This window comes from Lysobacter sp. ESA13C (assembly GCF_019970005.1).
Classification (GTDB): domain Bacteria; phylum Pseudomonadota; class Gammaproteobacteria; order Xanthomonadales; family Xanthomonadaceae; genus Lysobacter; species Lysobacter antibioticus_B.
The window spans coordinates 1-416 of the sequence record NZ_JAHXYK010000047.1; the positions used below are offsets into that span (position 1 = coordinate 1).

The following is a 416-nucleotide window of genomic DNA, read 5'->3' on the forward strand; positions in this document are numbered from 1 at the left end:
TAGGCGACGATCTGCTTCTGCCCCGGCCGGTCCTCGCGCACGATCGCGCTGTTGCGCGGGTAGCCGGCGCGGGCGAGCTCGGCTTCGATCTCGCCGAGTTCGATGCGGAAGCCGCGCAGCTTGACCTGGTGATCGACGCGACCGCGGTGAACGATGACCCCGTCCTCGCGCCAACTGGCCAAGTCGCCGGAGCGGTACATGCGTTCGCCGGCAACGAAGGGATCGGCGACGAAACGCTCGGCGCTGAGCGCGGCGCGGCGCAGGTAACCGTGCGCTAGCCCGGGGCCGGCGATATACAGCTCGCCGGTGACCCCGGCCGGCACCGGCCGCAGCGCGTTGTCGAGCACGTACAAGCGCGTGTTCCAGATCGGCCCGCCGATCGGAATCGGCCCGTCTTCGATCTCGCGGCAGGGCCA

1 protein-coding gene is annotated in these 416 nt (G+C 70.4%); it reads right to left on the minus strand.

The annotated features are described in order from the left end of the window. Positions 1–416, minus strand: a 416-nt coding sequence (locus LC490_RS24275; protein WP_223621908.1) for an AMP-binding protein, incomplete at both ends; no start/stop codon positions are given.